Origin of the sequence: Ralstonia flaminis (assembly GCF_958415495.1) — a bacterium.
Lineage (GTDB): Bacteria > Pseudomonadota > Gammaproteobacteria > Burkholderiales > Burkholderiaceae > Ralstonia > Ralstonia flaminis.
In genome coordinates this window covers 153227-177205 of sequence record NZ_CATZLL010000006.1, presented here as the reverse complement: position 1 = coordinate 177205, position 23979 = coordinate 153227, and the positions used below count along the sequence as shown (strand labels likewise).

General features: G+C 63.6%; 27 protein-coding genes. 8 read left to right on the top strand and 19 right to left on the bottom strand.

Features of this window, described 5'->3' with window-relative positions:
• Positions 1–10: 10 nt before the first annotated feature.
• The 3 genes from R2N11_RS11490 (at position 11) to ybiB (ending at position 3135) form a co-directional block, all read left to right on the top strand.
• On the top strand, positions 11–814 hold the full coding sequence (locus R2N11_RS11490) for an ABC transporter ATP-binding protein (RefSeq protein ID WP_316681161.1): 804 nt from the start codon (positions 11–13) through the stop codon (positions 812–814).
• A 70-nt stretch (positions 815–884) separates the two neighbouring features.
• Positions 885–1391, top strand: coding sequence for a hypothetical protein (locus R2N11_RS11485; protein WP_316681160.1), 507 nt, complete (start codon positions 885–887; stop codon positions 1389–1391).
• A 733-nt stretch (positions 1392–2124) separates the two neighbouring features.
• The gene (ybiB, locus tag R2N11_RS11480) at positions 2125–3135 is read left to right on the top strand and encodes a DNA-binding protein YbiB (RefSeq protein ID WP_316681159.1); all 1011 of its coding nucleotides are present in this window, start codon (positions 2125–2127) and stop codon (positions 3133–3135) included.
• Positions 3136–3145: 10 nt separating this feature from the next.
• On the opposite strand, the gene R2N11_RS11475 is transcribed toward ybiB, so the two are convergent.
• Positions 3146–4015: a pirin family protein gene (locus R2N11_RS11475; RefSeq protein WP_199027639.1), complete on the bottom strand. Its 870-nt coding sequence runs from the start codon at positions 4013–4015 to the stop codon at positions 3146–3148.
• Positions 4016–4033: 18 nt separating this feature from the next.
• Positions 4034–4438 carry an OsmC family protein gene (locus R2N11_RS11470; RefSeq protein WP_199027641.1) on the bottom strand — a complete coding sequence of 135 codons (405 nt, stop codon included), beginning with the start codon at positions 4436–4438 and terminating at the stop codon, positions 4034–4036.
• 229 nt (positions 4439–4667) lie between these two features.
• On the opposite strand from R2N11_RS11470, the gene R2N11_RS11465 reads away from it, so the two are divergent.
• Together R2N11_RS11465 and rpoH are read left to right on the top strand one after the other, a co-directional pair.
• Positions 4668–7592: a diguanylate cyclase domain-containing protein gene (locus R2N11_RS11465; protein ID WP_316681158.1), complete on the top strand. Its 2925-nt coding sequence runs from the start codon at positions 4668–4670 to the stop codon at positions 7590–7592.
• 199 nt (positions 7593–7791) lie between these two features.
• Positions 7792–8715, top strand: a complete 924-nt coding sequence (rpoH, locus tag R2N11_RS11460) for an RNA polymerase sigma factor RpoH (RefSeq protein ID WP_316681157.1) — start codon at positions 7792–7794, stop codon at positions 8713–8715.
• Positions 8716–8795: 80 nt separating this feature from the next.
• Here the strand turns inward: rpoH and R2N11_RS11455 are convergent, their stop codons facing one another.
• The 5 genes from R2N11_RS11455 to R2N11_RS11435 all read right to left on the bottom strand — a co-directional run bounded on the left by R2N11_RS11455 (position 8796) and on the right by R2N11_RS11435 (position 12997).
• Positions 8796–9401, bottom strand: a complete 606-nt coding sequence (locus tag R2N11_RS11455; protein ID WP_199027652.1) for an SCO family protein — start codon at positions 9399–9401, stop codon at positions 8796–8798.
• Positions 9402–9470: 69 nt separating this feature from the next.
• The gene (gene cyoE / locus R2N11_RS11450; RefSeq protein ID WP_316681156.1) at positions 9471–10412 is read right to left on the bottom strand and encodes a heme o synthase; all 942 of its coding nucleotides are present in this window, start codon (positions 10410–10412) and stop codon (positions 9471–9473) included.
• 10 nt (positions 10413–10422) lie between these two features.
• Complete coding sequence (locus R2N11_RS11445) at positions 10423–11514, bottom strand: COX15/CtaA family protein (RefSeq protein WP_316681155.1); 1092 nt, start codon at positions 11512–11514, stop codon at positions 10423–10425.
• A 3-nt stretch (positions 11515–11517) separates the two neighbouring features.
• Positions 11518–12174 (bottom strand): SCO family protein, encoded by a 657-nt coding sequence (locus tag R2N11_RS11440; protein WP_316681154.1) that lies wholly within the window; start codon positions 12172–12174, stop codon positions 11518–11520.
• A gap of 52 nt (positions 12175–12226) precedes the next feature.
• The gene (locus R2N11_RS11435; RefSeq protein ID WP_199027660.1) at positions 12227–12997 is read right to left on the bottom strand and encodes an SURF1 family protein; all 771 of its coding nucleotides are present in this window, start codon (positions 12995–12997) and stop codon (positions 12227–12229) included.
• A gap of 55 nt (positions 12998–13052) precedes the next feature.
• Here R2N11_RS11435 and R2N11_RS11430 point away from each other — a divergent pair, with 55 nt between their 5' ends.
• A complete protein-coding gene (locus tag R2N11_RS11430) occupies positions 13053–13262 on the top strand; it encodes a twin transmembrane helix small protein (protein ID WP_021196363.1) in 210 nt (69 codons plus the stop codon).
• Between the two features lie 104 nt (positions 13263–13366).
• Here the strand turns inward: R2N11_RS11430 and R2N11_RS11425 are convergent, their stop codons facing one another.
• From R2N11_RS11425 to R2N11_RS11390, 8 genes are all read right to left on the bottom strand, one after another.
• Positions 13367–14227, bottom strand: coding sequence for a cytochrome c oxidase subunit 3 (locus tag R2N11_RS11425; protein ID WP_199027662.1), 861 nt, complete (start codon positions 14225–14227; stop codon positions 13367–13369).
• A gap of 80 nt (positions 14228–14307) precedes the next feature.
• Positions 14308–14520: a DUF2970 domain-containing protein gene (locus tag R2N11_RS11420; protein ID WP_039599001.1), complete on the bottom strand. Its 213-nt coding sequence runs from the start codon at positions 14518–14520 to the stop codon at positions 14308–14310.
• 16 nt (positions 14521–14536) lie between these two features.
• A complete protein-coding gene (locus R2N11_RS11415; protein WP_316681153.1) occupies positions 14537–15139 on the bottom strand; it encodes a cytochrome c oxidase assembly protein in 603 nt (200 codons plus the stop codon).
• 60 nt (positions 15140–15199) lie between these two features.
• Positions 15200–15331 carry a cytochrome oxidase small assembly protein gene (locus R2N11_RS11410; RefSeq protein ID WP_233176757.1) on the bottom strand — a complete coding sequence of 44 codons (132 nt, stop codon included), beginning with the start codon at positions 15329–15331 and terminating at the stop codon, positions 15200–15202.
• Positions 15332–15383: 52 nt separating this feature from the next.
• Complete coding sequence (gene ctaD, locus R2N11_RS11405; RefSeq protein WP_065858722.1) at positions 15384–16988, bottom strand: cytochrome c oxidase subunit I; 1605 nt, start codon at positions 16986–16988, stop codon at positions 15384–15386.
• Between the two features lie 41 nt (positions 16989–17029).
• Positions 17030–18286, bottom strand: a complete 1257-nt coding sequence (gene coxB / locus R2N11_RS11400) for a cytochrome c oxidase subunit II (RefSeq protein ID WP_199027666.1) — start codon at positions 18284–18286, stop codon at positions 17030–17032.
• Positions 18287–18333: 47 nt separating this feature from the next.
• Entirely contained in the window at positions 18334–18876 is a 543-nt protein-coding gene (locus R2N11_RS11395) for a DUF2244 domain-containing protein (RefSeq protein WP_199027667.1), read from the bottom strand.
• A gap of 194 nt (positions 18877–19070) precedes the next feature.
• Entirely contained in the window at positions 19071–20012 is a 942-nt protein-coding gene (locus R2N11_RS11390) for a methyltransferase domain-containing protein (protein WP_316681152.1), read from the bottom strand.
• A gap of 109 nt (positions 20013–20121) precedes the next feature.
• Between R2N11_RS11390 and R2N11_RS11385 the strand changes: the two genes are divergently transcribed.
• A complete protein-coding gene (locus tag R2N11_RS11385; RefSeq protein ID WP_316681151.1) occupies positions 20122–20844 on the top strand; it encodes a ComF family protein in 723 nt (240 codons plus the stop codon).
• Between the two features lie 110 nt (positions 20845–20954).
• Positions 20955–21425 carry a tRNA (uridine(34)/cytosine(34)/5-carboxymethylaminomethyluridine(34)-2'-O)-methyltransferase TrmL gene (gene trmL / locus R2N11_RS11380; protein ID WP_199027670.1) on the top strand — a complete coding sequence of 157 codons (471 nt, stop codon included), beginning with the start codon at positions 20955–20957 and terminating at the stop codon, positions 21423–21425.
• Between the two features lie 20 nt (positions 21426–21445).
• Here trmL and R2N11_RS11375 read toward each other — a convergent pair whose 3' ends face one another.
• From R2N11_RS11375 to R2N11_RS11360, 4 genes are all read right to left on the bottom strand, one after another.
• Positions 21446–22462 (bottom strand): NAD(P)H-dependent glycerol-3-phosphate dehydrogenase, encoded by a 1017-nt coding sequence (locus R2N11_RS11375; protein WP_316681150.1) that lies wholly within the window; start codon positions 22460–22462, stop codon positions 21446–21448.
• A gap of 111 nt (positions 22463–22573) precedes the next feature.
• Complete coding sequence (gene secB, locus R2N11_RS11370) at positions 22574–23095, bottom strand: protein-export chaperone SecB (RefSeq protein WP_021196351.1); 522 nt, start codon at positions 23093–23095, stop codon at positions 22574–22576.
• A 149-nt stretch (positions 23096–23244) separates the two neighbouring features.
• Complete coding sequence (gene grxC, locus R2N11_RS11365) at positions 23245–23502, bottom strand: glutaredoxin 3 (RefSeq protein WP_199027672.1); 258 nt, start codon at positions 23500–23502, stop codon at positions 23245–23247.
• A gap of 19 nt (positions 23503–23521) precedes the next feature.
• Positions 23522–23944, bottom strand: coding sequence for a rhodanese-like domain-containing protein (locus tag R2N11_RS11360; protein WP_021196349.1), 423 nt, complete (start codon positions 23942–23944; stop codon positions 23522–23524).
• Positions 23945–23979: the final 35 nt, after the last annotated feature.

The following is a 23979-nucleotide window of genomic DNA, read 5'->3' as shown; positions in this document are numbered from 1 at the left end:
GGGGGCGACCATGAGCGATAAATTCCTGCGCATTGAAAACGTCGGGCAGACGTTCAAGACCAAGAGCGGGCCGTTCGTTGCCCTGCGTGATATCGACCTGACGGCGGCGCGCGGCGAGTGCATCGCGCTGATCGGGCACTCCGGTTGCGGCAAATCCACGTTGCTCAATCTGATTGCCGGGCTCACGCGGCCGACCACCGGTGCACTGATCCTGGCCGAGCGTGAGATTGCCGGTCCAGGGCCGGACCGGGCGGTGGTGTTTCAGAACCATTCGCTGCTGCCCTGGCTCACGTGCTTTGACAACGTGTACCTCGCGGTCGAGCGCGTCTTCAGCAAGAGCGAATCAAAGGCTGAACTGAAGGCGCGAACGCATGCGGCGCTGGCGCTGGTGGGCTTGTCGCATGCCGAGCACAAGCATCCGCATGAGATTTCCGGTGGGATGAAGCAGCGCGTGGGCATTGCGCGAGCGCTGTCGATGGAGCCCAAGGTGCTGCTGATGGATGAGCCCTTTGGCGCGCTGGATGCGCTCACGCGGGCGCATCTGCAGGATGAGCTGCTAAAGATCATTGCCGCTACAGGCAGCACTGTTGTGATGGTCACCCATGATGTGGATGAGGCCGTGCTACTGGCGGATCGCATCGTCATGATGACGAATGGGCCGGCGGCCACTATCGGGGAAGTGTTGAAGGTGGAACTTGCGCGGACTCGGGATCGTGTTGCGCTGGCAGATGACCCGACGTATCACGCTTGCCGGACGGCGGTGTTGGATTTCTTGTATCGGAAGCAGCGGCATCCGGTGGCGGAAGCGGCGTGATATTTTGGAGTTGGGCTTTTGATTGTTTGTTGGTGGGAGCCTGTCAGCCATTTCGTCTTCAAGGCACAACATGCTCGCTCGCAACATCGCACTGCTCTGCGCCACGGCGTCTCTCGCTGGGTGCATGACCTATCAGGACCCGCGCACGCCCGAGCAGCAGAAGATTGCGCTGCGACGGGCCGCCAACGCGCTGATGGGCACCTACGAAGTCACAGACAGCCGCAACGACGATGGCCGCGGCTATACGCAGGCCATCGTCAGCAAGCAAGACGGCTCAGACCAGCTCAGCCTGTTGATGATGGGCCCGACAATCGGCGCCACGACGTTATGCGGGTCGGACTGCCGAGGGTGGTATACCGAGAACCGCCGTTACACGGCCATGCAGTGCGATGCGTTGACCGGCGAGGTCAACTTCTTTTCCCTGCAGAGACAGACCAGCCCGGACCCCGTGAACTCCGGCACCATGCCACCCTCTTTTGCAACGATGACGATTCCGGAGGGAAGCTACCTCTTCGACATTGCAGACCGCAGCGGGAGGCATCACTACTACGTGCTGACCAAGACGGCGCAACATTAGATGCGCGAGGCGCCTGGGGCGGACGCGGCTTGATGATTGGGCGTTGGGCTTTTGGTTTTTTTGTTGGTGGTCCATCCCTTGTTTCATCCCCTGCCGGGGCGAGCTTTGGTGGTCCACCCCTTGTTTCATCCCCTGCCGGGGCTGACTCACTTTCTTTGTCTTGCCAAAGAAAGTAAGCAAAGAAAAGCGCGCCCGATGCGGCGAAAGATTCCTTGAATTTCTGTCGCAAGGAGGGGAAGGGAAAAACTCGCTGCGCTCAAACAGTTTCCCTTCCTTTTTCCTCCTTGCAACAGAAATTCAAGGCGCCGCATAGGGCAGCGGAAAAGCAAACAATCTCTTGCCAGCGCACGACTTCGTCTTGAGTCCCACTGCGCGCAGCTCACGATCAACGTGCTTTGGCGCTCGCCTTGGTACTCCGCCGGTTTGGCCTTTGACGTTCCTGCCCTTGATGGCGCCTTGAATTTTCGTAACCGGGCGGAAAAAAGACGGGAAACTGTTTGAGCGCAGCGAGTTTTTCCCGTCTCCGCCCGGTTATGAAAATTCAAGGAGGGGGGTCGCCATCTCGGGCGCGCCTTTCTTTTGCTTACTTTTCTTTGGCAAGACATAGAAAGTGAGTCAGCCCCGGCAGGGGACGATACCGGAGATGGACCGACAACAAAAAAACCACCCCAGCGCCCGCGCCAAACCCACAGCGCTATGATCAACCCCACGCCAATACCACCCACCCACAACAATGCCCGCTCCCCCCATCCTCCCTGACAACGCCGCAGAAGAGGCCCTCAATAACGGCCCCTTCCCCGCCGCCCGCTTCATCAAGGAAATCGGCCGCGGCGCAGACGGCGCCCGCGCGCTCGTCAAGCACGACGCGCGCGCCTTGTTCACCGCCATGCTGGAAGGCCGCGTGGCCGAGATCCAACTCGGCGCCATCCTCATGGCCTACCGCATCAAAGGCGAAACCCCGGAAGAGCTGGACGGCATGCTGGAAGCCACCCACGCGCACTGCCGGCCGCTATCCGCACCGGATACGCCAGAACACGCGCTGCCGGTCGTCATCCCGAGTTACAACGGCGCCCGCCGCCAACCGAACCTGGTGCCGCTGCTAGCCAAGCTGCTGGCACGTGAAGGCGTGCCAGTGCTGGTGCATGGCATCCGCCGCTTCGATGGACGCATCACCACGGCCACGCTGTTCGACGCACTCGGCTGGCCCATCTGCGACCACATGGACGAAGCGCGCGAGCGGTTGGAGAACGATCGACTGGCCTATGTGCCGATCGACGTGCTCTCGCCCGAGCTGGCAACGCTGCTGGACAAGCGCGAGATCGTCGGCCTGCGCAATTCCGCGCACACGGTGGTGAAGATGCTGCAGCCGATAGGCAACCACGCGCCGCACGAAGCACTGCGTCTGGTCAGCTATACGCACCCCGAATACCGCGACACCCTCACCGATTACTTCCTGCGCCATCCGGCCAACGTGCTGCTGGCGCGCGGCACCGAGGGCGAGGCGGTAGCCGATGCGCGGCGCGGCAGCGCTGTGGAATGGCTGCGTGATGGAGCCCACGAAACGGTGATCGAAGCGGTGGAAGGGTCGAGCGATACGCCGCCCGAACTGCCCACCGGCACAGATGCGGCGGCAACGGCGCGGTGGATTGAAGCGGTGCTCGACGGCAGGCAGCCCGTGCCCGAACCCATCGCCAAGCAGGTGCGCGCCATCGTGCGTTGCGCACGACCGGCGCAGCCTGCCTGATCGGCGCGTCTTACTTGGACGGCAGCGGAATGCGCTCCGTCTCGCCGGGCACGTGGGCGAAGGCGTCGCTCTCCCAGCGTTGCTTGGCGTCTTCGATGTCAGCCTTGTCGCTGGCAACGAAGTTCCAGTAGATGTGGCGGTGGCCATCGGTCGGCTCGCCGCCCAGCAGCATCACGCGTGACGACACCTGCGCGGTGAGCGTCACGTCGCCGCCGGGTTCGAGCACGGCCAGGTGCTGCGGATCGAGCGATTCGCCATCAATCGTGACGGCGCCGTCGACGAGATACAGGCCGCGGTCTTCATGCTCGGGGGGGATCACCAACGATGCCCCCGCTGCCAGTTCCAGCGCCACGTACAGCGTGCGCGAATTCACCTTCACGGGCGACGTCAGCCCAAACGCATCCCCCGCGATGACCACGCCCTGCACGCCAGGGCAATCGAGCTTGGGCAGCGTGTCGGCGCCATGGTGCGCGAAGCTGGGGCCGACCTTTTCCTGATCCTTCGGTAGGGCGACCCAGGTCTGGATGCCGTGCAGGCGGGCGCCCTTCTGCCGCGCCTCGGGTGTCGAGCGCTCGGAATGCGCGATGCCGTTGCCGGCCGTCATCCAGTTCACATCCCCGGGGACGATGGTCTGCACGTGCCCCAAGCTGTCGCGGTGGACCATGCTGCCGTCAAACAGGTAGGTGACGGTGGCCAGGCCGATGTGCGGGTGCGGGCGCACGTCAATGCCCTCGCCCGGCGGGAAGTCCACCGGCCCCATGTGATCGAAGAAGATGAACGGGCCGACCGTCTGGCGCGCCGCCGAGGGCAGCACGCGCTTGACAGAGAAGCCGCCCAGGTCGCGCACGTGCGGACCGATGATGTGCTGGATGGAAGTCATGGTGGCGGTCTCCCCTGCTCAGGCGCGTTCGGCCAGTTCAGTGTCGACGCTGATCTCCACCTCGGTCATCAGCTTGTGGACGGGGCACTTGCCAGCCACGCGCAGCAGGTCGGCGCGCTGCTCGTCGGTCAGGTCACCGTGCAGGGTGAGGACGGTGCGCAGCTTGTAGCGCCCCTGGCGCTCCTGGCTGCCGTCATGCTCGACCGCCACGTCGATGGAGTCCAGCGGATATTTGCGCTGCCGGGCGTAGAGCGTGACGGTCAGCGCTTTGCAGCTCGCCAGTGCGGCGTCGAAGTAGGCGTGCGGGTCGGGCGCGCTGCCCTCGCCCGTGGGCTTGGGTACATCGGTGTAGGTCACGCCTTCGGGAAAGGTGACTTTGTGGCGGAACAGGCCTTCGGTGTCCTTGCTAACGACGATGGTCATGGCGGCTCCAGGTGCGGTTCAAGGGTATCCGGGGAGTGTAGCGAAGTTACGTGACGCCACATGAGGTGCAGTACACATCGCATTTCCGGCAAACGACTCCCCCATCTCGTCGGGGGTAGAGCAATTTGCCCCTGCAAACGCTCAAGCAGCGCACGTTTGCGCCGATTTCCCGGTTAGGGCGCGTTCGTCCAAACCCACCCCTCTTCGGGCCCATCTACAGACCGACTGCATGGTTTCTCGCCAGCCGCTTGTCGCCATCGCCGGCGGCATCGGTGCTCTTCTCACGCTGATTGGGCTGACCGTCATGGCCAGCTGGCTGCTGCATTGGCCGTGGGGCGTGAAAGTGGGCAACGACCATCTGGTGATCGTCTTTGCAACGGGGCTGAACCTTCTGCTGCTGGGTGGGGGGCTCGCCGCGCTGCTGGTTGGCACGCTACGGCCCAACAACCGCTGGGCCGACCGGGCTGCACGCTTGGCCGGCGGCGCGGTGGCCGTGCTGTGCACGCTGCGTCTGGTGGAGGTGGTGACCGGCTGGCCCGTGGCGTTCGATTTTCCTGGCGTGCACGTCTGGCTGGAGCGCAACTGGCTGACGGGCTGGATCGGCGGCATGCACCCGAGCCACGCACTGGCGCTGGCCTCCGGCGCAGGCGCGCTGTGTCTTGTCCCGACGGCGCGACAGGCGCATCGCGTGCAGTGGCTGTTTGCGCTGCTGGTCGTGTCGGTCCTGCTCTGCGTCGGAGACCTGCTCGGCCGGGCGATGGCGCTGGAGTATCTGTACCCGGCCTGGCTGCAGTGGCGCGCCTCCGACGTGGCGGCCGGCTGCACACTGCTGGTGGTGGCGGGCGTGCTGTGCACGGCACTGGCCCGGTATCCGCGCCTGTTCCACATCCGATTGTCGCCAGAAGACACCATTGTCTGGATCAGCGGCGGCTGTGTGGTGCTGGCGGGTCTGGGCGCCACCGTTACGGCCTTCATCATCCAGGTCGATAGCGCCAGCGTGGCGTTCGGCAACACGCGGACGCGCGCGCTGTCGAGCTACGCCGAAGAGTTCGACCAGGTGCTGGCCATGCGCGCGGAAAACCCGCGACTGGTGGCCGCCGCGCAGCGCATCCAGGAAGCGCTGCGCGATCCCGCCGACACCGCCGCCCGCCTGCATGGCGAGAGCGCACTGCAGGCCTATCGCGAGCAGGGCTATTCATACCTGCAACTGCGCACGCTGGCCGGCGAGGGCATCATCAGCCTCGGCACGGAGGTGTCGCACCCGGAACTGGCGATTGCGCTGCACGCAGGCCTGGCGCCTGAGCGCGTCACGCTGCAGTGGAACCACGGCTTTGCCATGCGCACCGAAACGCCGGTCCTGGAAGACGGCGTGCAGGTCGGCTGGCTCGTTGCCGAGCAGCCGCTGGCCCACATGACGGCCCGCTACACCAGCCTGCCCGAAGCGGGCACGACGGAAACGCTCGCCATGTCGGGGTTCGATGCGACTGGCCGTGCGATGTCGTTTCCGCAGCGCTTCGATGCGTACATCTTTGAGTTGCCAAGGCAGACGGTCGAACAACGGACGCTGCCCTCGCGCTTGGCGCTGGCGGGCCAGTCGGGCTACGGCCAATGGCGCGACATTCATGGCGTGCCGACCTCGCTCAGCTACATGCCTATCGGCCACACGGGCCTGGCGTTGATCAGCAAGATCTCCAGCGCCGAGCTGTACACACCCATGCGCGCCCAGTTCGAGCGGCTGGCAGCGCTCATGCTGTGCGGGATCATCGGCAGCGTGGCGGCCATCCGGCTGACAGTGCGGCCATTTGCCAACCGTCTGGCGGCGTCTGAGCGCGCACTGCGTATCGCCAACGAAAGCTTGGAACGACGGCGCGACGCCCTGCGCGCCAGCCGCGAGCAACTGCGCCTGGTGGCCGACAACGTGCCAGCGCAGCTCAGCTATGTCGATCCTGAAGGCATCGTCCGCTCTGCCAGCCGCACGCTGCTGGAGGCGTTTGGCCGCACGCAGGACCAGATGATCGACCGCCACGTCAGCGAGATCTACACGCCCGAGGACTACCGCACGCTGCTGCCCTACATGACCGAGGTACTGGCCGGCTACCCGGTGCAGTTCGACATCACCTCGCTGCGCACGGGCAAGCCGCGCTACCTGAGCGGCCACTACTACCCCGACTACGACGACCGCGGCACGCTGCGTGGCTACTTCTCGATGTTGCAGGATCTGACCGAGCGCACCACGGCCGAAATCGCCCTCGCCCGCAGCGAACGCGCGCTCACGCTGGTGCTCGACAACGCACCGCTGCTGGTCTCGCACATCAACGCCGACGGCATCTTCACCTTCTGCAATGTCACCCATGCACGCTGGCTGCAGCGCACGCCCGAGGAGGTCTGCGGCCAGCCGGCGCAGGACGTCTTCACGCCGGGCACCTATGCGCTGCTGGCGCCGTATCTGACCCGCGCGGTGCGGGGCGAGACGGTCGAATTCGAGATCAACGCGCCGTGGTACGAGAAGACGCACGCCGGCAGCCCGCGCCACCGCACGCGCTACCTGCGCGGCCAGCTGGTGCCGGATGCCACCGATACCGACGCCGGCGCCGAGCGCTGCGGCTTCTACGCCTTCGTCCAGGACGTGACCGAGGCCAAGCGCAGCGAGATGGAACTCTCGCGCATGGCGCGCTTCGATGCGCTCACCGGCCTGGCCAACCGCTATGAACTCTACGAGCGCCTGCGCACGGCCCTGGAGCGCCGCCAGCGCCAGCCTGCCCCGATGGGCGTGCTGTACCTGGACGTGGATCACTTCAAACACATCAACGACACCTACGGCCACGCCGCGGGGGACGCGGTGCTGGTGGAAGTCGCCCGCCGCCTGCAGCAGGCCGTCCGCCGCACGGACACCGTCGCCCGCCTCGCAGGTGACGAATTCGTCATCCTCCTGGACCCGATTGACGCCCCGGATGATGCGCTGCACACCGCACACAAGGTGGTGAGCGCGATCCGCCCGCCAATTCCCCTGCGCGGCGATGTATCGCTGCATGTGACAGCCAGCATCGGGGTGGCCTGCCCGGCGCCCGATATCAGTGATCCTGACGTGGTTTTGCGCGAAGCGGACCGTGCACTTTATTGGGCCAAGTCACGCGGACGTAACACTGCGGCATAACTGAGAACCGACGCCGCCGGCGGCTGTCTATGACTGGGTGCGCGGCCATGTCTGTTGCGGCGCAATCATCATACTATTGAGGTTCATCATCTGATTTACGGGAACTATCAACCGGCACAAAATGTCCTATTAGCACTCTTCCGGTTGGAGTGCTAAGATGCCTTTCCAAACTTCCACTGGATTTCGACAGGAGTCCTGAGTGAACGCAGTCATTCCCGTGAATACCGTCTCCCCCATTGCCACGCAGCAGTCTTCGGGCAACGCGTGGGCGCTGGCCTTCCCCGGCAACCTCGGCAACATTGACGCCTATATCCAGAGCGTCAACCGGGTGCCGATGCTGTCGGCTGAAGAAGAACAACGTCTGGCCCGCGAGTACCGCGACAACGACGATCTCGATTCGGCGCGCCGTCTGGTGCTCTCGCACCTGCGCCTGGTCGTGTCCATCGCCCGTCAGTACCTCGGCTACGGCCTGCCGCATGCCGACCTGATCCAGGAAGGCAACATCGGCCTGATGAAGGCCGTCAAGCGCTTCGACCCGGATCAAGGTGTGCGTCTCGTCTCGTACGCGATGCACTGGATCAAGGCCGAGATGCACGAGTACATCCTGAAGAACTGGCGCATGGTCAAGGTGGCCACCACCAAGGCCCAGCGCAAGCTGTTCTTCAACCTGCGCAGCCACAAGCAGGATGCACAGGCCACCTTCTCGCCCGATGAGATCGACGCCGTAGCGGCCGAACTCAACGTCAAGGGCGCCGAGGTGCGCGAGATGGAAACGCGCCTCTCGGGTGGCGACATCGCGCTGGAAGGCCAGATGGACGACGGCGAAGAGTCGTACGCCCCGATCGCCTACCTGGCCGATACGCACAACGAGCCGACCCGCGTGATCGAGTCGCGCGGCCACGACCGCATGCAAAGCGAAGGCATCGAGTCCGCCCTCGCCAAGCTGGACGACCGTAGCCGCCGCATCATCGAAGCCCGCTGGCTGAACGTGAACGACGACGGATCGGGCGGCGCCACGCTGCACGAGTTGGCTGACGAGTTTGGCGTGTCGGCCGAACGCATCCGCCAAATCGAAGTGGCCGCGATGAAGAAGATGAAGGGTGCGCTGCAGGCGTTTGCCTAAGCGGTTACCCCAGCAGTAAAAAAGCCCGCCGGGTTGTGCAAACCTGGCGGGCTTTTTGTTTGGGTGCGTGCTGCGCGCGGTTACTCGTTCAGCAGCAGTTTGACGTCGTGCGCGATCGGCTCGGGGCCTTGACCATGCTTGATGAACAGTCGCAGGTTGCCCTTCGTGTCGAACATATAGCTGCCGGCGGTGTGATCCATCGTGTAGTTGTCGGGCTTGCTGCCTGGCACCTTGCTGTAAAACACCTTGAAGTCGGACGTGACCTTCTTCAGCTCCGCCTCGTCGGCCGGGCGCAGGCCGATGAAGCGCGGATCGAACGCGGGCACGTACTTGCCCAGCAGGTCTTGCGTATCGCGCTCAGGATCGACGGTCACGAACAGCACCTGCACGCGGTCGGCGTCCTTGCCGAGGGTGTCCATCACGCCACGCAGTTCGGCCAGCGTGGTCGGGCAAACATCGGGGCAATGCGTGTAGCCGAAGAACATCACGACGACCTTGCCGCGAAAATCCTCCAACGTGCGGCGCTTGCCGGTGTGGTCGGTCAGCGAGAAGTCTTTGCCGAAACTCTTGGCACCGGTGATGTCGAGGTTCGTGAAAGCCGGCTTGTCGCTGCAGGCCGTCAGCGCCAGCACGGTGGCAGCCAGAGCGGCAAACAGAACGCCGCGGAAGTATCGGAAAGAGAGCATGGTCATCGTGTTGAAGAGGGGCGGTCTAGCGTAGCGCCAATTGCACGCACTCGGCCGCAGCCCCGTGCGTCACAGCGCCGCGCCTTGGGTCAGCGTGGGCCCGAACTTGAAGTAGTGATCCACCAGCAGCGCCGCGAACAGGATCGACAGATAGATGATCGAGTAGCGGAAGGTCTTCTGCGCCAGCGCATCGGAATACTTGCGGTACATGCGCCATGCATAGGCGAAGAAACCGCCGCCCAGCACCAGCGCCGTCGCAAGGTAAATGTAGCCGCTCATGCCGTACACAAACGGCAGGATGGTCGCGGCAATCATGATGAGCGTGTACAGCAAGATGTGCAGCAGCGTGTATTTCTCGCCGTGGGTGATCGGCAGCATCGGCAGGCCAGACTTGGCGTAGTCGGCACGGCGGTACAGGGCCAGCGCCCAGAAGTGCGGCGGTGTCCAGGTGAAGATGATCAGCACGAGGATCCACGCCTCGGCCGGCACGCTGTTGGCGACAGCTGCCCAGCCCAGCGCCGGCGGCATCGCGCCCGACAGGCCACCGATGACGATGTTCTGCGGCGTGGCCGGCTTGAGCAGCAGCGTGTAGATGATGGCGTAGCCGATGAAGGTGGCGAAGGTCAGCCACATCGTCAGGTCGTTGGCGAACACGTGCAGCGTCCACATGCCCGCGCCGCCCAGCACCAATGAGAACAGCAGGATCTGCCGTGTGCCCAGCTCGCCGCTGGCCGAGGGGCGCCACGCCGTGCGCCGCATCATGGCGTCGATCTTGCGTTCGACCAGGCAGTTGATGGCGAAGGCCGCGCCGGCAAACAGCCAGATGCCGACCGCGCCGCCAATCAGCACCGGCCACGGCACCATGCCCGGGGTGGCCAGGAACATGCCGATCACGGCGCAGAATACGGCGAGCTGCGTGACGCGCGGCTTGGTCAGCGCCGCATACTGCGATGCGGTGTGCCGCCAGCCAGGGAGTTGAGTGGAAGTCGTTGGGGTTGCCACGGTATTCATAAACAATCAATCAAACGGCGGCCACTGCCGCAGGCATCGGCGCGCGCACTTGCGCCAAGCCGATCAGGTAATGCAGACGCACCATCAGCAACAGCAGCACCGCCGCGCCACCGTTGTGCGCCACCGCCGCCAGCAACGGCCAGCCGAGCACGATATTCGACAGGCCGGTCGCCAGTTGCACGGCCAGCACAATGAGCAGCACGGTCGCCACACGGCCGATGCCGGCCACACGCCGCGCGCGTATGCCAAGCCATGCCAGGTAGCTCAGCACGAGCACCGCAAAGACGCGGTGCGTCCAGTGGATCGCGACCAGCGCGTCATGCGAGATGAAATCGCCCCCGGCGGTACGACCCAGCTGACGCCAGAAGGTGAAGCCATGCGCGAAATCCATCGCGGGCACCCACTGGCCATTGCATAGCGGAAAGTCAGTACAGGCGAGCACCGCGTAGTTGGTACTGACCCAGCCACCCAGCGCGATCTGCACGACGAGCAGCAACAGACCGATTGCCGCCGGCACACGCAGCAATGCACCCTGACCGTCGACCAGGCGCGGCGTGTCGTTCTTGCAGCCAAGCCAGATCAACGATGCGAGCAACGACATGCCGAGTAGCAGGTGCGTCACCACGATGGCCGGCTGCAGCTTGAGCGTGACCGTCCAGGCGCCAAACGCGCCCTGCACGCACACCAGCGCCAGCACAGCCGTGGCGTACCAGGGCGATTGCTTGAGTTCCTTGCGTTTGACCCACGCCAGCACCACCAGCGTGATGATCAGCACGCCCAGCGCGAGCGCGAAATAGCGGTGCGTCATCTCGATCCACGCCTTCATCCACGTGACCGGGCCACTCGGCATGGCGGTTTGCGCGGCGTGAATGTCGTCACGCGCGTGGAAGGGGTTGGACGTGCCGTAACAGCCGGGCCAGTCCGGGCAGCCCAGGCCCGAGTCGGTCAAGCGCGTGAAGCTGCCGAACATGATGAGGTCCAGCGTCAGGAATGCCGTGATCCACACCAGCTTGCGGTACTTGTTGCGGTCCCCCTTGACCAGCACGTAGCACAGCGGGATCAGCGCGATCAGGATGCCAATGGATGCAAGTTGCAGCAGCATGGCTTATCCGATGCGCGAGTACTTGAGCAGCCGCGTCAGGTCACCGCGCACCTTCTTCGGGTCCGGGTCCTTCGGGAACGACATCATCAGGTTGCCGAGCGGGTCGATCAGGAAGATGTGGTCCGTTGCCGGCGTCTTGCCGTCGGTCAGCCAGTCCTTGGGCAACTCGGGCGCACGCAGGAAACGCGCGGCGGCGTAGTCGTCGTTATAGGCCTTCATCAGGCGTGGGTCGATCGCGCCGCGATCCGTGACCAGCCACACGGGGACGATACGGTCACGGTCCGGGCCCTGCCCGATGCGCAACTGGCGCATGGTGAAGAGCTTGCGCGCGCAGTTGTCGTCGCAGGCGCTGTTGTCCACCGAGACCATCAGCCACTTGCCCTTGATGCTGGCGAACGGTACTTCTGCGCCGTGCTCGTCCTGCACCATCAGGCCGGTCGGAATCGGGCGCTGCGGGTCGACCAGCGCGCCATACGCGGCCTTGCCGCCGGCCGGCGTGAAGACGTAGTACGCGAGGTACGACGCAATCACCGGCGATGCGCATACCAGCAGCAGGAACAGCATCATCAGGCGGCCCCGGCGCGTGCGCGCGTCGATACGCGGGTCAGCGGGCGCCGCGAGTATGCCGGGCGTGCCCGGTGCAGATTCCTGGTTCACCATGTGATTCCTAATACATTCAACTGCGGCACTAAGCCGCAACACGTGTTCGTATTCAGACGGGCTCAGAAGGGCCCGCCAAGCGACGATAGCGTCGCACGCTGTAGACAACCATCAAGGTCAGCACCGCCGCCGCCATCGCAAACCACTGGAACGCGTAACCGTAATTGCGGTCGGCGCCCAAGTCTGCACGCGGCCAATCGCGCGCCAGACCGTCTTGCGCGTCGGATTGCTGCTCCACCACAAAGGGCTGCAACGGCACACCGATTTCGCGCGAAAAAGCGTCGAGGTCGATATTCTGCCTAAGTCGCTGGCCGACTTCATCCGCGCCGTCCTTGCGCCCCAGGCTGAAGACGCGGCTGGCATGTGGCACAGCAACCCCTTCGACCTGCACTTCGCCCGCCGGTGTGGTGTACGGCGCGATGCGCGTGCGGTCTGCCGGATCACGCGGCAGCCAGCCACGGTTGACCAGCACCGCACGTCCACCCGCCCCTTCCAGCACGAATGGGATCAACACCTCGAAACCGGCGCGCGACACGCCATTGTTCGTATGCGGGCGATTGTCGAGCAGCACCGTATGCGCCACGTCAAACGTGCCACGCAGCAGCACCGGCCGGTACAGCACCGCATCGGCCGCGACAGGTTGCGCCGTGATGCGCTGCACGGGCGCATTCTGCAGCGCCTCGATGCGCGCCTGCTTGTCGATGCGCTCCTGCGCGCGCGACAACTGCCACCGCCCCAGCGCGCACGTGAGCGCAATCAACAGCACGCCCGCCAACATCGGCACCGGCGCAAACCACTGGCGCAGTGGCACGCGCGCGGTCATCGCGTCCACCCGGTGAGATAATGCACGGCAACCATTTCCAAGCTCTCAACCTTCCATGCGCATCGTCGTTGCCATCGCGTTCCTGCTGATCCTCGGCAGCCTTGCCTCCGCGCTGTTCTTCCTGATGCGCGACAAGGGCAACAGCAACCGCACCGTCCGCTCACTGATGTTCCGTGTCGGGTTCTCGATCGCGCTGTTCATCTTCATTCTGGTTGCGAACCGGTTAGGCTGGATCCACAGCACCGGCATCCAGTTCGGCCAGTAATCCACCGACGCCAGAAAAACGAAAACGCCGCAGCGGTGTCCCGTCTGCGGCATTCATCGGCCAAGCAATAGGGCGACAAGCGCGTCGCCCCGATCCATTCTGCCTTACAGCCAGTACACGACAACGTACAGGCCCAGCCAGACCACGTCCACAAAGTGCCAGTACCACGCAGCGCCCTCGAACGCGAAGTGGTGCTCCGGCGTGAAGTGACCCTTGATCACGCGGCCCAGCACCACGGACAGCATGATCGCACCCATCGTCACGTGGAAACCGTGGAAACCCGTCAGCAGGAAGAACGTCGAGCCGTAGATACCGGACGTCAGCTTCAGGTTCAACTCGTGATACGCGTGGATGTACTCGAACGCCTGGAAGCCCATGAACGTGAAGCCCAGGAGAATCGTCAGCAGCAGGCCCTGGATCACCTGGGCACGCTTGCCTTCACGCAGGGCGTGATGGGCCCACGTGAGCGTCACACCCGAGGTCAGCAGCAGCGCCGTGTTGATGGTCGGGATCGGCCACGGGCCCATCGTCGTGAACGGCTTGACCGTACCGGCCGGGCCGGCATTCGGCCATAGCGCGTTGAAATCGGGCCACAGCAGCTTGTTGTTCAGATCGCCCAACCAGGGCATGGCGATCTCGCGGGCGTAGAACAGCGCACCGAAGAACGCCGCAAAGAACATCACTTCCGAGAAGATGAACCAGCTCATCGACCAACGGAACGAGGCATCAACGCGATCACCGTATTTGCCGCCTTCGGATTCGGAGATGGCATCGGCAAACCACGCACGCAGCACGAACAGGAACCACAGCAGGCCGATCAGGAAAGTCCACGGCGCCCACGGCTGCGCGTTCACCCACGCCGCAGAACTCAGCAGCACGATCAGCAAGCCGATACTGGCCGTTATCGGATGCCGCGACGGCCCGGGTACGAAGTAGTACGGAGCGTTCGCTCGGTTCGCACTCATCTCTTTTTCTCCAGCTCTATTTTTTTAAGAATTCACTCGATGTTGCCCGGCCCCTGCTGCTCAGGCCGTCTCCTCAACCTTCAACTGACGACTGCACGCACAATCATCAGCAGTACAAAGATGAACAACGCCGTTGCAAGCAGACCCGCGATGATCACGTGCACAGGATTGAGCTGTGCCATGTCACGATCATGATCGCGCCCCTTGCGCACCCCGAAGAAGGACCAGAACACCGCCTTCATCGTCTGTGCGAATGACGCGCGTCGTTTGGTCGCTTCCTTCAGGTCGTCCATGGTTTGCCTTGTGCCCTCACGTTCCCTTGCCTGGCATCGCCGGCGCAATGGCTGACGGTGCGTGGATTTCAAAGAAAGTGTAGGACAAGGTGATCGTCTTCACGTCTTTCGGCAGCTCCGGATCGATCACAAATACCACCGGCATTTCGCGCGACTCGTTGGCCGTCAGCTTCTGCTGCTTGAAGCAGAAGCACTCGATCTTCTTGAAGAACTCGGTTGCCTGCTTGGGCGCGTAACTCGGGATGGCCTGCGCCTCCACCGTACGCCCTTCCTTGTTCACCACCTCGTAGACGATCTGGCTGATCTCGCCCGGGTGGACTTCCATGCTGTTCTTGACCGGGCGGAAGCGGAACGGCCCCTGGCTGTTCGAATCGAATTCCACCGTGATCGTGCGCGAAGTGTCGACTTGCGAGTTGCGCAGTGCGCCGCCATCCTCTTCGCGCGTGTTCAGCACGTTGATGTTGGTGACTTCGCAGATCTTCTTGTACAGCGGCACCATCGCATAACCGAAGCCGAACATCATGACCACCACGACGGCCAGCTTGCCGAGCATGGAGCGGTTCAGGCCACGTTCGATGGCCCGATCGTCTTGATGGTCTTGGACCGGCGGCTGGCTCATATGCGGTCTTACGAAGTTTGATTCAGCGATGGATAGATCGCGTATTCGTCATGTCTTCGGCTAACCGCCGAACACCACGCGCTTGAAAATCACACCCAGAAAGAAAACCAACGCGATGGTGCCAAGGATGAACCCCAGGCGACGGTTGTTGGCGCGCTGCTCGGGCGTTGGGCTTTTTTCTGGATTCGACATCGTTGCCTTGCGGATCGCGAGGCCGGAAGCGGCCGGCCTCGCGATACCTGAATTACTTCACGTGCGGCGGTTCTTCAAAGGTGTGGAACGGCGCCGGCGACGGCACGGTCCACTCAAGGCCTTCTGCGCCATCCCACGGCTTATCAGCAGCCTTCTCGCCACCGCGATACGACGGCAGCACCACGAAGAAGAAGAAATACACCTGCATCAGGCCGAAGCCCAGTGCACCGATCGACGCGACAGCGTTGAAATCGGCGAACTGCTGCGGGTAGTCCGCATAGCGGCGCGGCATGCCGGCCAGGCCCAAGAAGTGCATCGGGAAGAACGTGAGGTTGAAGGTGATCATCGAACCCCAGAAATGGATCTTGCCGCGCGTTTCGCTATACATGTAGCCCGACCACTTCGGACCCCAGTAATAGAAGCCCGCGAACAGCGCGAACAGCGAACCGGCCACCAGCACGTAGTGGAAATGCGCCACCACGTAGTACGTGTCCTGCAGCTGGATGTCGATCGGGGCCACGGCCAGGATCAGGCCCGTGAAGCCGCCCACCGTGAACACGAAGATGAAGCCGATCGCAAACAACATCGGTGTCTCGAACGTCATCGAGCCGCGCCACATCGTGGCCACCCAGTTGAAGATCTTCACGCCAGTCGGCACGGCGATCAGCATCGTCGCGTACATGAAGAACAGCTGGCCGGTCACGGGCATGCCGGTCGTGAACATGTGGTGCGCCCACACGATGAACGACAGGATGGCGATCGAGGCCGTGGCGTACACCATCGAGCTGTAACCGAACAGCGGCTTGCGCGCGAAGGCCGGCACGATCTGGCTGATGATGCCGAACGCCGGCAAGATCATGATGTACACCTCGGGGTGCCCGAAGAACCAGAAGATGTGCTGGTACATCACCGGGTCACCGCCGCCGGCAGCCGAGAAGAAGCTCGTGCCGAAGTGACGGTCGGTCAGCACCATGGTGATCGCGCCCGCCAGCACCGGCATCACGGCGATCAGCAGGTACGCCGTGATCAGCCACGTCCAGCAGAACATCGGCATCTTCATCAGCGTCATGCCGGGCGCGCGCATGTTCAGGATGGTCACGATGATGTTGATCGCGCCCATGATCGACGAGGCACCCATGATGTGCACCGCGAAGATCGCCATGTCCATGCCCGGGCCCATCTGCACCGACAGAGGCGCATAGAGCGTCCAGCCGGCAGCCGTCGCACCGCCCGGCGCGAAGAACGAGCCCACCAGCAGGAGGGCGGCCGGCGGCAGCAGCCAGAAGCTGAAGTTGTTCATCCGGGCGAACGCCATGTCAGAGGCGCCCACCTGCAGCGGGATCATCCAGTTTGCGAAGCCCACGAAGGCCGGCATGATCGCGCCGAACACCATGATCAGGCCGTGCAGCGTGGTGAACTGGTTGAACAGCTCCGGATGGAAGAACTGCAGGCCCGGCTGGAACAACTCAAGACGGATCAGCAGTGCCAACGTGCCGCCCGAGAGCAGCATCATGAACGAGAACAACAGGTACAGCGTACCGATGTCCTTGTGGTTGGTCGCGAACAGCCAACGGCGCCAGCCGTGTGGATGGTCGTGCGCGTGGTCGTCTCCATGACCGTGCGCGTGATCTTGCGGGTGCGTAACAGCGGTGCTCATCGCAAAACTCCTTGGATTCGTTTCGTCACGCAGACGATCAATCAGCTAGCGCTGCGGTCTTGCGCCGCATTCGCTTGTTGGGTGGCCACCTGGCCGGGGGCTTGCGCAGCGGCAGTCTTGGCGCCGCCGCCTTCGGGCATCTTGCCGCCGCGCGCGTCCTTCACTTGCGACGGTTGCAGCAGGTCACCGGTATGGTTGCCCCAATTGTTTCGCTCGTACGTGATGACGGAGGCGATCTCCACATCGTTGAGCGCCGAAGCCCAGGGCGGCATTGCAGCCTTGCCGTGCAGCACGATGTCCACGTGGCCAGCCAGCGGGCCGTTGGCGATCTTCGAGCCGTCCAGCGCCGGGAACGGACCACCGCCCTTGCCGTTCGGCTGATGGCAGACCGCGCAATTGGCGGTGTAGACCTTCTCGCCACGCGTCTTCAGTTCGTCCAGCGTGTAGACCTTGCTGGGGTCATCCGCCTTGGCGGCCATTTCCTTCTTCTTGCCGTCGACCCACGCTGTGTAGTCGGCGTCGGACACGACGCGCACGACGATCGGCATGAAGGCGTGTTCCTTGCCGCACAGCTCGGCGCACTGGCCGCGGTACACGCCAACCTTCTCGGCCTTGAACCACGTGTCGCGCACGAAGCCCGGAATCGCATCCTGCTTCACGCCGAATGCCGGAATCATCCACGAGTGGATCACGTCGTTGGCGGTGGTGACGATGCGCACCTTGCGGTTGACCGGCACGACCAGCTCGTTATCGACTTCGATCAGGTACGTGGTGCTCTTGGGCGCCTCGTTGTTGATCTGCTCGCGCGGCGTGGTGAGCGTTGAGAGGAACGAAATGCCCTCGCCTTCGCCCTTCAGGTAGTCGTAACCCCACTTCCACTGGTAACCGGTGGCCTTGATGGTGAGGTCAGAATTGGTGGTGTCCTTCATCGCGACCACGGCCTTGGTAGCCGGTAGCGCCATCCCGATCACGATCAGGAACGGCACGATGGTCCAGATGATTTCGACGGTAGTGCTTTCGTGGAACGTCGCCGGCTTGTGGCCCAGCGATTTGCGGTGCTTGAAAATGGAGTAGAACATCACCCCGAACACACCGATGAAGATCACGATACAGATGATCAGCATCATGTAGTGCAGCCAGTGGATCTCGGCGGCGATCTTGGTGACCGGGGGCGCGAGATTGAGCTGCATCACTGCGGGGCCGCCTGGCATGTCTTCCACTGCCAGAGCCGTTTGACCGAAGGCGAGGAGTGAGCCTGCCGCCAGCAAACTTGCCAATGTCTTATTCAACATTTTCATTTTTTATCTACCCAATTTACAGATTCCACTCTGCCCCGGTGCGCGGCTCATGAGACCTGGGTTGGTTGCCCCTGTCCCAAACACCGGGAAAGCTCGTTCGCAAGCCTGCTCCGCCCGACCGGATCGAGAAATCGGCCGACCCGCACGACGCGTCCACCGGAATGCAGCGCAACCAGCTCCCGGAGGGGCTCATTTCGCGGCTCGCCGAGTTCGACGCGCACCCACTGCGGATTGAACACATGGCGCACCCGCTGGCCGGCGCTCACCTGTTCGATCACCAGCGCGCCGTCCTCCAGCCAGACGTGCTCGTAATCGGAGGCGTGGCGGGCATGGTACAGCAACGCCCATCCGAGAATCGCGACCTCCAGCCCCGAGAAAGGCAACACCAACCACGCACCTTGCCACGCAAAGAACGAAGCGATCACGAACGAGAGGATGACAATCGAGAGGTAGAACCAGCCGACCTGGCGAGGTGAAAGCGAGCAGTTTCGCTTCATGAGCCAGTTCTTGCGCGGCGATTCCGGAACGGTGGAGGCGCCACATGCTGGCTGGAGCGCCGTATCAACGCATACATTTGCAATGTCGTGCATTGAACCACTCCTGCCTCGGATGCATACCCGATCGGTTCGCCCGTGGCAACAAACGGGATAGGCCTTAGGGGGGACTGCTGCGACAAACCGGCACAGTATATGGTCCTAATTGACCCCAAACAAGGTAAAGCGCCTTTATGCAAGTCCCGGCTTGACAAGGGGCTATCAATGCCGTTCCTGCATCAAGAACCGCCTCAGGCGCGCGGTTTGCGGCCGATCTGATCAACTGGGATCATCGCCCGCCCTTCATCATCCAGCGCCTGCCGGCGGGTGGGCGCCAGCTTCCAGGCATGACCGTAGACGACCTCGAAGGTCAGCGGGATCAGGCCCTCGGGATTGCGCTGCGCGTCGAGCGCGTCAAACAGCCGTTGGCGCCAGCGCGGCGTGTGTAGCCCTGCGCTGGCCAGGTTGCGGCCGCTTTCATCCATGAGGCCCGCCATGCCGCCCAGCAGATGCACGTCGGCCAGCAGCGCCTGCGGGGTCTCGTAGGTGATGGTGATCTGCTCCATGTCCATCACGGGCGTGGACCAGCGGCTATGCACCAGCATATCGCCAATGTCGTGCATATCGACAAAGCGCAAGGTGTGGACACCCGCATCGATACCGGCCAGCGCGCTGCGCAGCTCGCGCAGGGTGTCCGGGCCGAACAGGCTGAACATCAGCAGACCGCCTTCCTTGGTGATGCGGTGCCACTCCGGAAAAATCGCGTGCGGAGATGGGTCCCAGTGCAGCGCCAGGTTGGACCACAGCAGGTCAAACGACGCATCAGCAAATGGCAGCGCGCGAAAGTCTGCCTGGGCGAAATCGAAGACCGGGCGCTTCTTCAGCAGCCGACCGAGCCAGCCCGTGTCCGTGCGCTGCGGATCAAGCTGTATTGCCCGCGCCAGCATGGCGGATGACCAGTCCACGCCGCAGATCTGCGCATCCGGATACTGGGCGCGCAGCACCGCCAGCCCTTGTCCGAGGCCACAGCCCAGGTCCAGCGCACGCGACGGCGTCAGCTTGATGTACGACAACCGGTCCTGCATCCGGGCTCCGACCTCGCGCAGCAGGAAGTCCATGTCGGCAAGACGCGCGGCGCGGCGATCGAAAGCGCGCCGCAAGGCGGCGGGACGGGCGAGAACGGGATCGGACATCGACAAATCGAGGCGGAAACTGCGGGCACCAAGTATACCGGCGGGATGTTTCAGGCGCCGTCTGATGGCGCATCGGCCGCAAATCGGCTGGGATGGCGACTTTTTGACCATGCCTCCAACCCTGTTGCGCCAATGGTTTCATGCCGGCCTGCAGCACCTGCTGCCATGCGCCTGCGCGCTGTGCGGCGCAGTCCAGCGTGAGCTGGTCTGCGCCGGCTGCATGGGCGATCTGGCGCCGCAACTGCACCGGCGGCGCTGCATCCAATGCGCCATCGCACTGGACGCCCGGCACATCGCCCGGCATTGCTCCGCCTGCCTGGCCGGCATGCCCGACTTTGACGCCACCATCGTCATTGCGGACTACGGCTGGCCGCTCGATCACCTCGTCACCGGATTGAAGTTTCGGGCGCAGTTGCCGCTCGCGGCATGGCTGGCCGACCGTTTGCGGGACGCGCTGGTCGCCGCGCCGGGCGGCCTGCCCGACCTGTTATTGCCAGTGCCGCTGTCGGCAACCCGTCTGCGCTCGCGCGGCTACAACCAAGCCTGGGAGATCACCCGGCGACTGGGCAGGCAACTCGCCATCCCGGCCAAGGCAGATGGGCTGCGCCGCGTGCGCGACAATCCCGCCCAGGCCTCGCTCGATCGTGCCGAGCGCCTGACCAACCTGCACGGCGCCTTCGAGGTGACGGACGCGGGCAGCATCGCGGGGCGTCACATCGGCGTCATTGATGATGTGATGACCACCGGCGCCACCCTCGGCGAGATCGCCACCCGACTCAAGCGCGCAGGCGCCGCGCGTGTCACCAACGTGGTTGCCTTGCGTACGCCCTAGTTACATGCTTATGCGACATTGTGTCGCGGCCCGTGTTTGGCACTGTGGCGGGGTGACAACCCTCGTCAATCTAGATAAGCTCGCCGCCGAAATTTCCTTGGCCAGCCATCATGTTCAACGTCGTCCTCGTCGAGCCCGAAATCCCGCCCAACACGGGCAATGTGATCCGCCTGTGCGCCAACACGGGCGCGCAGCTGCATCTGATCGAGCCGCTGGGGTTTCCGCTCGAAGACGCCCGCATGCGCCGCGCCGGCCTCGACTATCACGAGTACGCAACGATGCGCGTGCATGCCGATTGGGAAGCCTTCCTACGGGATGCGCAGCCTGATCCGGCGCGCATGTTCGCGCTCACCACGCGTGGTTCCACACCGTTTGCCAGCATGACTTTCCAGCCGGGCGACTGGTTCGTGTTCGGATCGGAAACGCGCGGGTTGTCTGAAGAACGCCGCGAATGGTTTCCCACGTCGCAGCGCATCCGTCTGCCGATGCGGCCCGACAACCGCAGCTTGAATCTGTCGAACACCGTGGCGGTGGTGGTGTTCGAAGCGTGGCGGCAGAACGGTTTCGAAGGCGGCGCCTGAGCGCCAGCCCCGCACCAGAATCAGCGCGCCGATTCGGATTTCGCGTCGCGCTGTAGCAGACGATCCACTGCGCTTGCAGGCGCAAGACCCTCGAACAGGACTTCGCACACCGTAAAGGTAATCGGCATGTCGACGCCTTTTGCTCGCGCCAGTGCGGCGACAGCGCGCGCGCAACGCACGCCCTCGGCGACATGGCCAAGGCTGTGCAGGATGTCGTCAAGCGTGCGGCCCTGCGCGAGCTGCATGCCGACGGTGCGATTGCGCGAGAGATCGCCCGTGGCGGTGAGCAGCAGATCGCCCATGCCGGTCAGGCCCATGAAGGTTTCCGGCCGACCACCCAGTGCGATGCCCAGACGCGTCATCTCGGCCAAGCCGCGCGTCACCAGCGCAGCGCGCGCATTCAAGCCCAGGCCCAGACCATCCGCCGTGCCGGTCGCTATGGCCAGCACGTTCTTGACGGCACCACCCACCTCCACACCGATGAGGTCATCGCTCGCATACACGCGCATCGCGTGATGGTGGAAACCGCGTTGCGTGAGCTTGCCCAGCGCAGCGCTGGTGGATGCCACCGTCATCGCGCACGGCAAACCCTGCGCGACCTCCTTGGCAAAGCTCGGGCCGGACAGCACACCCGTCGCCAGATCCGGGTGGCTGGTCTGCGTCAGCACGTCGGCAACGATGGCGTGGGGCAACGCACCGGTCTGTGGGTCGAACCCCTTGCATAGCCAGATCACGTTGCGCACACCACCGTGCGCGGCAACCGCCCGAGTCAGGTCGGCCAGACCCGCAACGGGCGAGGCAATCACAGCCAATGCGTCGTTGCCGGCTGCGTGATCGAGCGCGGCGTGCAGGTCAGCCTCGAAACGCAGCGACACCTGCAGCGCGATGCCCGGCAGGTAAGCCTCGTTGATGTGCGTGGCGGCCATCTGCGTGACGAGGCTGGCGTCACGCCCCCACAGCACGACATCGTGCGATTGCGCGGCATGGCTGGCCAGGGCAGTCCCCCAGGCGCCGGCACCCAGAACGGAAATTCGCATGCGCGTGTGCATGTTCAAAACTCGGATCGGTCAGGCAAAAAGGTCGAGCAAAAGAAAAAGCCCGCGCGAGCGTATGGCCGGCGCGGGCTTCTGGCGCGGTGCGCCTCGTACTTAGTGGGTGGCCTTCGAGCCGTCCGGCATCACCAGACCACTGTTGCCACCGGCAGCTTGGGCTTGCTCCATGGCGGCAGCCAGGCGCTGCTCGTACAGTGCCTGGAAGTTGATCTCCGCCAAGTGGATTGGCTGGAAGCCCGCGCGGCCGATGGTGTCGGCGATGTTCGAGCGCAGGTACGGGTACACGATGGTCGGGCAGGCGATGCCCAGCAGCGGGTCCATTTGCTCGTCCGGCACGTTGCGGATGTCGAAGATGCCGGCTTGCTTGGCTTCCACCAGGAAGGCCACCTTCTCTTGCACCTTGGTCGTGACCGTGCCGATCACCACCACTTCAAACACACCCTCGGCCAGTTGCGAGGCGGACACGTCCACCTGCACTTCCACGGACGGCTGTTCCTGTTCCAGGAAAATGTGCGGCGAGTTCGGCTGTTCCAGCGACAGGTCCTTCAGGTAGACGCGCTGAATGTTGAAGAACGGCTGGCCATCCTGGCCCGGTTGCTGCTGTTGCTGGTCGCTCATGACTCGCCTTCAGATAGATGTATGGTCAGTGCGCGGCGGGATCTGTTCCGCGCGCAAGACGCGTATGGTACATGAGGCAATGGTGCCCACCATGAGAGCTGGCCTAAAAGTGCAACGCCCGGTCAAAGCCGGGCGTTTTGGCATGGCGATCAGGCCGCCAACAGTGGCACCAGCCCGCCTTCGCGGTCCAGCGCAGAGAGGTCATCGAAGCCGCCGATGTGGCGATCGTCGATGTAGATCTGCGGCACGGTGCGGCGATTGGTGCGCGTCATCATCTCTTCACGCTTGCCGGGTTCACGGTCGATCAGGATCTTCTCGATCTGCTCGACACCTCGCTGCTTCAGGAGTTTTTCCGCTGCCACGCAATAGGGGCAGACGGTGGTGCTGTACATAACCACGTGCGCCATACTTCAAACCTCGTTGTCTTTATTTGACGACCGGAAGACCAGCCTGCTGCCAGGCGGCCAATCCGCCCTCGAGCGAATAGACCTCACTGTAACCGGCCTGCTTCAAGACTGCTTGCGCCTTCCCGGCGCGCTGGCCGGTCTGGCATACGAGGATGATGGGGGTCTCTTTGTTCTTTGCAAGGCCGGCAGCCTTGCCTTCCAGCTCGCCGAGCGGCGCATGCTTGGCTTGCGGCAGGTGGCCTGCGGCGTATTCAGCACTCTCACGCACATCCACCACCACAGCATTGCGGCGATTGATGAGCTGGGTGGCAACCGAAGCGCCTACCTGGGCACCACCGCCACCAGCAAGGCGGCGCTGGATGGGGCCCCAGATCAGCAGCAGACCCGAAACGATGGCGACAGCAAGCAGGGCAAGGTTGTTGTAATCGGCGAAGAACTTCACGGTATGGGTTTCCTGGATGGATCGGGCGGGCCGAA

Excerpts from the sequence above, each read along its gene's own strand:
- R2N11_RS11490 (WP_316681161.1), top strand. The coding sequence starts at position 11 with ATGAGCGATAAATTCCTGCGCATTGAAAACGTCGGGCAGACGTTCAAG.
- R2N11_RS11485 (WP_316681160.1), top strand. The coding sequence starts at position 885 with ATGCTCGCTCGCAACATCGCACTGCTCTGCGCCACGGCGTCTCTCGCT.
- ybiB (WP_316681159.1), top strand. The coding sequence starts at position 2,125 with ATGCCCGCTCCCCCCATCCTCCCTGACAACGCCGCAGAAGAGGCCCTC.
- R2N11_RS11475 (WP_199027639.1), bottom strand. The coding sequence starts at position 4,015 with ATGACTTCCATCCAGCACATCATCGGTCCGCACGTGCGCGACCTGGGC.
- R2N11_RS11470 (WP_199027641.1), bottom strand. The coding sequence starts at position 4,438 with ATGACCATCGTCGTTAGCAAGGACACCGAAGGCCTGTTCCGCCACAAA.
- R2N11_RS11465 (WP_316681158.1), top strand. The coding sequence starts at position 4,668 with ATGGTTTCTCGCCAGCCGCTTGTCGCCATCGCCGGCGGCATCGGTGCT.
- R2N11_RS11455 (WP_199027652.1), bottom strand. The coding sequence starts at position 9,401 with ATGCTCTCTTTCCGATACTTCCGCGGCGTTCTGTTTGCCGCTCTGGCT.
- cyoE (WP_316681156.1), bottom strand. The coding sequence starts at position 10,412 with ATGAATACCGTGGCAACCCCAACGACTTCCACTCAACTCCCTGGCTGG.
- R2N11_RS11445 (WP_316681155.1), bottom strand. The coding sequence starts at position 11,514 with ATGCTGCTGCAACTTGCATCCATTGGCATCCTGATCGCGCTGATCCCG.
- R2N11_RS11440 (WP_316681154.1), bottom strand. The coding sequence starts at position 12,174 with ATGGTGAACCAGGAATCTGCACCGGGCACGCCCGGCATACTCGCGGCG.
- R2N11_RS11435 (WP_199027660.1), bottom strand. The coding sequence starts at position 12,997 with ATGACCGCGCGCGTGCCACTGCGCCAGTGGTTTGCGCCGGTGCCGATG.
- R2N11_RS11430 (WP_021196363.1), top strand. The coding sequence starts at position 13,053 with ATGCGCATCGTCGTTGCCATCGCGTTCCTGCTGATCCTCGGCAGCCTT.
- R2N11_RS11425 (WP_199027662.1), bottom strand. The coding sequence starts at position 14,227 with ATGAGTGCGAACCGAGCGAACGCTCCGTACTACTTCGTACCCGGGCCG.
- R2N11_RS11420 (WP_039599001.1), bottom strand. The coding sequence starts at position 14,520 with ATGGACGACCTGAAGGAAGCGACCAAACGACGCGCGTCATTCGCACAG.
- R2N11_RS11415 (WP_316681153.1), bottom strand. The coding sequence starts at position 15,139 with ATGAGCCAGCCGCCGGTCCAAGACCATCAAGACGATCGGGCCATCGAA.
- R2N11_RS11410 (WP_233176757.1), bottom strand. The coding sequence starts at position 15,331 with ATGTCGAATCCAGAAAAAAGCCCAACGCCCGAGCAGCGCGCCAACAAC.
- ctaD (WP_065858722.1), bottom strand. The coding sequence starts at position 16,988 with ATGAGCACCGCTGTTACGCACCCGCAAGATCACGCGCACGGTCATGGA.
- coxB (WP_199027666.1), bottom strand. The coding sequence starts at position 18,286 with ATGAAAATGTTGAATAAGACATTGGCAAGTTTGCTGGCGGCAGGCTCA.
- R2N11_RS11395 (WP_199027667.1), bottom strand. The coding sequence starts at position 18,876 with ATGCACGACATTGCAAATGTATGCGTTGATACGGCGCTCCAGCCAGCA.
- R2N11_RS11390 (WP_316681152.1), bottom strand. The coding sequence starts at position 20,012 with ATGTCCGATCCCGTTCTCGCCCGTCCCGCCGCCTTGCGGCGCGCTTTC.
- R2N11_RS11385 (WP_316681151.1), top strand. The coding sequence starts at position 20,122 with ATGCCTCCAACCCTGTTGCGCCAATGGTTTCATGCCGGCCTGCAGCAC.
- trmL (WP_199027670.1), top strand. The coding sequence starts at position 20,955 with ATGTTCAACGTCGTCCTCGTCGAGCCCGAAATCCCGCCCAACACGGGC.
- R2N11_RS11375 (WP_316681150.1), bottom strand. The coding sequence starts at position 22,462 with ATGCGAATTTCCGTTCTGGGTGCCGGCGCCTGGGGGACTGCCCTGGCC.
- secB (WP_021196351.1), bottom strand. The coding sequence starts at position 23,095 with ATGAGCGACCAGCAACAGCAGCAACCGGGCCAGGATGGCCAGCCGTTC.
- grxC (WP_199027672.1), bottom strand. The coding sequence starts at position 23,502 with ATGGCGCACGTGGTTATGTACAGCACCACCGTCTGCCCCTATTGCGTG.